At 58.4% G+C, this 7,511-nt stretch carries 3 protein-coding genes; 1 reads left to right on the top strand and 2 read right to left on the bottom strand.

From position 1 onward, the window contains the following. Positions 1-93: 93 nt before the first annotated feature. Positions 94-3,198, bottom strand: coding sequence for a tetratricopeptide repeat protein (locus QZ377_RS07425; RefSeq protein ID WP_291440535.1), 3,105 nt, complete (start codon positions 3,196-3,198; stop codon positions 94-96). A gap of 161 nt (positions 3,199-3,359) precedes the next feature. Beyond that, entirely contained in the window at positions 3,360-4,499 is a 1,140-nt protein-coding gene (locus tag QZ377_RS07420; RefSeq protein WP_291440534.1) for a sigma 54-interacting transcriptional regulator, read from the bottom strand. Between the two features lie 107 nt (positions 4,500-4,606). Here QZ377_RS07420 and hrpB point away from each other — a divergent pair, with 107 nt between their 5' ends. After that, positions 4,607-7,318 carry an ATP-dependent helicase HrpB gene (gene hrpB / locus QZ377_RS07415; RefSeq protein WP_291440533.1) on the top strand — a complete coding sequence of 904 codons (2,712 nt, stop codon included), beginning with the start codon at positions 4,607-4,609 and terminating at the stop codon, positions 7,316-7,318. Positions 7,319-7,511: the final 193 nt, after the last annotated feature.

Genomic DNA, 7,511 nt, shown 5'->3' with positions numbered 1-7,511 from the left:
TAAACATACTTTCTGAAAAGCCGGTCATAGGCGGCACAATACGTATTGCACCAGTTGCCGGCACGTCAAGCAAGACGCCCATACTGCACCGGTTTATTGTGCAGCCGCCGGGGCGGAAGCGGCACTTCCTTTTTCCTGAGCCTGCCCCGGGGCAGGCTGCTGAGACGCCGAAGAACCGCCGGGCAAAAAGTTTTGCAAATCACGTGAAACCTCAAAGGTTCGCAGTTCTCCTGCTGCCGCTTGGGCAAAGGGGGAGTTGGGATAATTACGAACCACATCTTCCAGCAATGCCTGAGCACGTGCCGCATCTCCGAGCTTGCGGTACAAGCGTGCCTCACGAAAGCGCAGACCGGGATATTCCGGCGACTCGGGAGGTGCATAGGCATTATAGCGCCCCACCCACTCCAGCGCCTCGGGAACGCGGTTGGCAACTTCACTGATATCCATAAGCGCGGCCATAGCATCCTTGATGCGCTGCGGGTCAGCTTTGTCCGAGCGTTCATCCTGAAGCCGGGTAAAAAGATCTATGACCTTGCGGTTCAATTCGTAGGAACCTTTTATATCCTTGCGCTGTTCGGCATCACGGGCCAAAAAATATGTGGCGTAGGCCCGCTGGTAAAGCGGTATGTCCTGCCGGTCAGCCAACTGCGCCCACATGGCCAGCGCAGGCCCGGTCAGATTGAGGTTTTGTGCGGACAAAGCCAGGGCATAGTCAAGCTGGTTGCGCAACTGCTTGTTCATGGGCCAGGTAGAAACCAGCTTTCCCAGATCCAGCACTTTGTCCCACGCACCGGCCCTGAGATAGCGGTTGAAAAATTCTGTAAAAGCAGCTTCCCCGTAATTGGGGTCCATAGGACTTTTCAGAAAATCGGCCATCATCCCCAGGGCCGCGGCTTCGTCCCCGCGTTCCAGCATGCCCTGGGCAAGCGCGTAACGCATACGTGGATCAAGCGCTCCATAGCGTTCGCGCACCAGAGGAAAACCATTCCATAAAATCAGGATGCGCCCGTAATTGCCCTCTGCCAGAGAATTGTTCAGCTCCTGCTGAAAAGACGCCCAGATAAGATCTTTGGCTTGGGGGACATTGGTATTTTCAGGATAGGCATCAATAAAATATGCAGCTTTGCCCATAGCTTCTGTATATTTTTTGTCCCAGTAGAGCCACATGGCTTCTTTCAGGCGGGCCAGAACAGCCGCAGGGGCGGTTCTGGAAGAGGCTGCAAGATCAGTATATACCTTCCAAAGGGCGCCACCCTGATCCCTTGCAAAGACTGCGCTCATTTCAGCGTAGTTGATGGGCGAATCGTAAATGCCTTTTTCCGCCAGACGCAAACGGGCCACCGAGGCAGATGCCGTACCCGCAAACGTCCGCTCCACATAGCGATATACAAATTCCGCGCTGACCCAGCCGCCCTGACGGGCATACATATCGCCGAGGCGCAGCAAAAGCTCGTCATTACCTTCATGACCGGGAACAAGGTTATAGTACAGCCAGTACAGGCCAAGCGCAGGCCCGGTCTTGCCGAGAGCTTCGTCATTACCGGCCTGTAAAAGCAGAAAGGACGGTTCATCAATGTAGTAGCGCGGCCAGCGTTTGCTTATAAAATCTAGAATAAGATGGGCATTTTGAAATTTTTTCTGCTTGTTGAAGGCTTCCGCCAATCCGACGGAGGCCTCCTGCAAGTAGGAAGATTCGGGGTATTTATCCAGCACCATAGAAAAAGACTGCTCTGCCCTTTCGTCAAGACCTCTCTTGAGCTGCGCCTTGCCAAGGGCGGTAAAACCCTGGGCAACACCGGGATAATCCGGGTAGCGGCGCAAAAGGGCGACAATATAACCTCCGGCATCAACGAGGTTGCCCACATTAACGTTGGCCAGCCCCAAACGCAGCAGTGCCTCGGGTACACGGGGCGAACGCAGGTTGGCGTTCATCGCTTCGCTGGTGGAGGACACAATCGCCTCATATCCGGCCAGAGGATTATCCGCATACCGCGCCCATGTGCAGTCGCTGATGTAGTACAGGGCCTTTTCAAGCATTTCCGGATGCAGCCCCGGCAGACTTCTGAGTTTTTCCAACTGCGGCAGAGCTTCGATATACTTGCGCTCACGGATGAGCCTTTCGGCTTCTTCCATAACTATTTCAGGATTAATGGGCCTGGGAACGGGATTCCCCTGTTCGTCCACATAGATGACCGGGCGCTCTTCCGGCTCTTTGGATGCCTCTTCTTCGGGTTGACGGACGGCGGGAAGCCCCACGGTCTGCTCGTTGACCTTGCCGGATACAGCCCCTGTCTCAAACGGCTTTCCCTGTCCGGGCGTGGCCGGTTCAGCGGCAGGCCTCTCTCCCGGCGCGGCTGTAGCCGCTGCCGAGGGCGTACTCTGCACAGAACCGGAGACAACAGGCCCTCTGGCCGCAGCAGGGCTTGCAGGTTGATGACCAGCGGCAGACATGCCTCCTGAACTGGGGACGGCTCTTCCCGTCTCCATCTGCTTTCCGGCAGCAGAATCAATGGCGGCGTCTTTGCCGCCGGATGTGTCGACTGATGTGCCGCCAGCCTCACGGGCCGCCCCCTGCTCCTTTTCTCCGGCCAGGGGCGCGGCGGCATCCGGCTGCACAGGCTGCGTTACGGTTGAAAGCGCTCTGTTTTCCGGCCAGTCTTCGGGACCGCCGGTATTCACCTTACCAACCACCGCCTGCCGTCCTGTCAGACTATTTTGCCCACCTGGCGTAACAGATTCACGGGTGGCCGCATGAGCTTCAGACAGCGGCCAGAAACTCCAAAAGCCGCCCACAGATTTTTTTTCCGCAAACGGCTGCTCACCACGGGACGACCCGGCGGCAAAAAATTCTATATCCAGCCTGTCCGGCGCAGGTCGCCGCACAATGCTCGCTGCCTGGGCGGAAAGCTGAACGCGCAGCCGGCCGTTGGCAAGTTCTACAGTTTTAACAAGCGCCCCTGCGGCGGGCGTATTCCCGACACGGGCCAGGGGGGGTAAAGGCGCGCCCAAAGAGTTAATGTAAAAGATTAAATCTTTATCACCCGCAAAAAACACCTCTGCCCCCTGGGCAGGAGCGTCAAGGTGCAAACGCAGCCTTTCAACCCCTTTTTCCGGGGAAGACCAGCTCCAGGTGAGCGCATGCGCAGGAGAAGGCGCAAAAAAAATCAGGTTCAGCAACAGGCAAAAAAAGACGTGCATACAGCTCTGCCGAAAGAAGGAACGGCTGATGCGTAAGATTGCGCCGGTATGGGCGGAAGATTGAGTACGGCCTGTGCCGGTAAAAAAGATCATGTTCACGTGCGCTTCGCGAAGAGGGTTGAATATCAGGAACCGTCATGCGTCATGCAACATATGTACCATTACGCATTGCGCTTTTTGAGTTTTTCAATAAGAGTCGTGCGTTTGATACCCAGCAGTTCTGCCGCCTGATTCTTGACGCCCTGAGCCTTATCCAGCGCCTCATCGATAAGGCGTCCCTCAATGGCATCAAGAAAATCTTTCAGGGTCAGATCGCGCGTTTCCAGTACGCTCAAGTCAGGCCAGATAAAAGCGCCCGACTCCCGCCCCGCTCCATTATCCGGCGTAACAGCGGAAGCTGACGCCGCGTTTTCATTTTCAGGCGCATCTGTCCCCGTAGAGACCGAAGCCGCAACAACACTTTCGCCCACGTTCGCTTCTTCAGCACCAGCGCAAATATCTTCCACTTCCGGCAGGGATGCAATATCGCCGACCTGATCAAGTATCTTGCCGGGCAGGTCCTGCGGGCGCACCACATCCCCGTCCACAAGGATACTCAACCGTTCCATGAAGTTTTCAAGTTCACGCACATTGCCGGGCCAGGTGTAGGCAGAGAGCACGCGGCGCGCATCGTCGTCAAGAGCAAGAACCGGGCGCTTTTTCTTACCGCAAAAATGGCTCAGAAAGTACCGCGCCAGCACGAGCACATCGCCCCCTCTTTCACGCAGGGGCGGCAGATGCAGCGGGATGACATTAAGACGATAGTAAAGATCTTCGCGAAAGCGCCCGGCAGCCACCTCGGCCTCAAGGTCGCGGTTGGTGGCCGCCACAATGCGCACGTCCACTTTTTTACTACCGCTTCCGCCAACACGTTCGATTTCTTTTTCCTGGAGCACCCGCAAGATCTTGACCTGAAGGCTCAGGTCCATTTCGCCTATTTCGTCAAGAAATATAGTGCCGCCGTCCGCCAGTTCAAAGCGGCCGGGACGAGAACGTATGGCGTGCGTGAACGCTCCCTTTTCATGTCCGAAAAGTTCGCTTTCAAGCAGTTCTTTAGGTATGGCCCCGCAGTTGATGGGAACAAAGGGCTTGTCTTCGCGGCTGCTGTTGGAGTGCAGGGCGCGCACCAGCAATTCCTTGCCTGTTCCGGATTCCCCGGTTACAAGCACAGTGCTGTCGGTAGGCGCAACCTTGCCGAGAACTTTAAAAACCTCTGCCAGACTTGTACTCTGGCCAATGATGCCGTCTGTATTCAACGCCATGAATTTTTCTCCGCCAGTAATCCTTTCTTGTGTCAATACACTGACGCGAACAGGATTACCAGTAAAAAAGCTGTTTTGACATTCCGTTTAACCAGCCCGTGCTTCGAATGAACGAAAAACCTGTAATGCCCGCCCAGGCGCTCTTGCCGCCCCTTCCTCCCTGCTCTCTGGATCAGGAGAGGCAAAAGTTGCTTGCCGCGCTTGAGCAAAGCTGCGGGCTTGCAGTCAGCGCCAGCCCTGGCGCGGGTAAAAGCAGCAGGGTTCCCCTGTGGCTTCTTGCCGCCCCGTGGCGCCGCAGACGCAACATACTGCTGCTTGAGCCACGCCGCGTGGCGGCCCGCGCTCTTGCCCGGTACATGGCCGCCCTATTGGGCGAAAATGTGGGACACACTGTGGGCTTGCGCATGCGCGACGAAAACCGCACCGGCCCGCACACGCGCATTGAAGTGGTCACTGAAGGGGTGCTTACCCGCATGCTGCAAGAGCAGCCGGATCTGCCCGGCACAGCTTGCGTCATCTTTGACGAATTTCATGAGCGGTCACTTGCTGCCGATACGGGCCTGGCGCTCTGTCTGGAAAGTCAGGCTGTTCTCAGGCCGGACCTGCGTATTGTGGTCATGTCTGCCACACTGGATGTTCAGGCCGTTTCCGATCTGATGGGGCAATGCCCCACAATCCACAGTCCCGGCCGCTGCTACCCGGTAGACGTGCGCCACCTGCCCCTCACCCTTCAGGCAGGAAAATTTTCTCCAGCAGCAGGCGGGGCTTCCGCACTGTGGCAGCATATGGCTGGCGTCATTCTTACACTGTTGCGAAAAGAGCCGGGCAGTCTGCTGGCCTTCTTACCCGGCACAGGCGAAATACGCCAGACAGCGTCTTTTCTGGAAGAACGCCTGCCCCCGGACGTGCTGCTTCATACGCTGCACGGCAATCTGTCCGCAGCGCAGCAGGATGCAGCCATCGCCCCGGCCCCGCCGGGCAAGCGCAAGGTTGTGCTTGCGACTTCGATTGCCGAAACCTCGCTGACCATAGAGGGTGTGCGTATGGTTGTGGATGCCGGGCTTGCGCGCCTTTCACGCTTTGACCCTGCCAGCGGCCTTTCCCGTCTGGTGACGGAACGGGTGTCTCTGGCCGGGGCGGATCAGCGTACCGGCCGCGCCGGACGTACAGAACCCGGCATTTGTTGCCGCCTGTGGGCCAAGGAAGAAGAAAAAGGTATGCGCCCCCACATCCGCCCGGAGATTCTCGATGCAGATCTCACCGGGTTATTGCTGCAACTGGCGGCATGGGGCGCATCTGACCCTTCAGCCATGCCCTGGCTTGATGCTCCGCCGTTACCGCACCTTGCCGTAGCCAGGCAATGCCTTGAGCTTCTGGAGGCCTTTACCCCTGCCGGAAAGCTCACAGATCTTGGGCTTCGCATGGCCGCCCTGCCGCTTGAACCAAGATCTGCACGCATGCTCCTGTGGGGCGCGCAGCACGGGCATGGAGCACTGGCCTGCTGCCTGGCCGCGCTGCTTGAAGAAAAAGACCCTCTGGCCCACGGCCAGCGCCCCGAAAAACGTGAACAGCAGAACTTGCGCCAGACAGACAGCGATCTGGCGCTTCGTCTTGACTGGTTGTGTCGCGCCCCGATGCGGGGAACGGCTGCTCCGGCCCGGGAGCATGCCAGCCAGCGGGTGCGACGCCAAAGCCTGCGCCTGGCCCGGCTTCTTGCGCAGGTCATGAAAACAGATCACCACTCCAGCCTCGTCCCGAACCATGAGCCAAGCGCTGCACCCGGCCTGTTCGCCGATGCCCTTGCGGATGCCAGCGCTCTGGGCCTGCTGACAGCCGTGGCATGGCCTGAATACGTTGCCATGCTCCAGCCCGGCGGACAAAAAGAAGGCATTGGCGCGCCAATGCGCACATATCTCATGCGCAGCGGGAGAGCGGCGCGCCTGCTCCAAACCGACTCCCTCGCGCGCAGTGAATTTTTGGCGGTGGCCCAGGTGGACGGTACGCGGCCCCATGGCCGCATCCGTCTTGCCGCTGCACTGTCCGGCACAGATATGGAAGAACTTTTCTCCTCACAAATAGTTCAGGAAAATATCACATGTGTCACTGAGGCCGGGCAGATCACTGCCCGCCGCCAGCGCAGGCTCGGGGCTATTGTACTTGAAGACTCTCCCCTGCCACGGCCCGAGCCGGAACACATCGCCGCCGCCCTGTGCGCCCACGTGCGTGAACGCGGCCTCGCCTGTCTGCCCTGGAGCGACCAGAGCCGCCAGTGGCGAGCACGTGTTGCCCTGCTGCATGAACTGGAGCCGGATGCCTGGCCCGCTGTAAGCGACGCGGCCCTGCTGGACAGCCTGGAAGCATGGCTCGGCCCTTTTATGGCAAACTGCGCCTCGCTGGCGGCTCTATCTGCCGAAGCATTTTCTGCCGCCCTGCGCAGCCTTCTTTCGGGAAATGGCGATCGTCTGCTGGACAAGCTTGCCCCCACACACTGGCAAGCGCCCTCCGGCGCGCAACGCCCCATAACATATGGTGAAGACGGCGGTCCGGCACTGGATGTAAAAATGCAGGAAATGTTCGGCTGTGTGGACACGCCGTGTATCGCCGGAGGACGCGTTCCCCTGCTGTTGCGGCTTAATTCTCCTGCGGGCCGCCCCTTGCAGGTCACGCGCGACCTGGCGCATTTCTGGCGTAACGGCTACCCCGCAGTACGCGGAGAAATGCGGGGCCGGTATCCCAGGCATCCCTGGCCCGAAGATCCCCTTACAGCGACGGCCACAGCGCTGACCAAGAAAAAGCTGGCCGCATCGGGCAAAAAATAAAACACATTTTGCTCCTGTAGTTGCGTCTCCGCACATGTGCGCATGAGCGCCGCCCTTTTCCAACTGGCCGATACTGGCCGGGGAAAAATCCCGTCAACGCTGCCCACGTCAAAGCGCAAAGAGCAGGGTAAAGAATTTCTAAGCCTATAACCGAACGTTCCCACCCGCCGGACACGGCAGGATCCGGCCAGCC

Source organism: Desulfovibrio sp. (assembly GCF_019424165.1).
In the GTDB taxonomy this organism is placed as follows: Bacteria; Desulfobacterota; Desulfovibrionia; order Desulfovibrionales; family Desulfovibrionaceae; genus Desulfovibrio.
The sequence above is the reverse complement of the archived record's forward strand: the minus strand, read 5'-3'. Positions and strand labels throughout refer to the sequence as shown.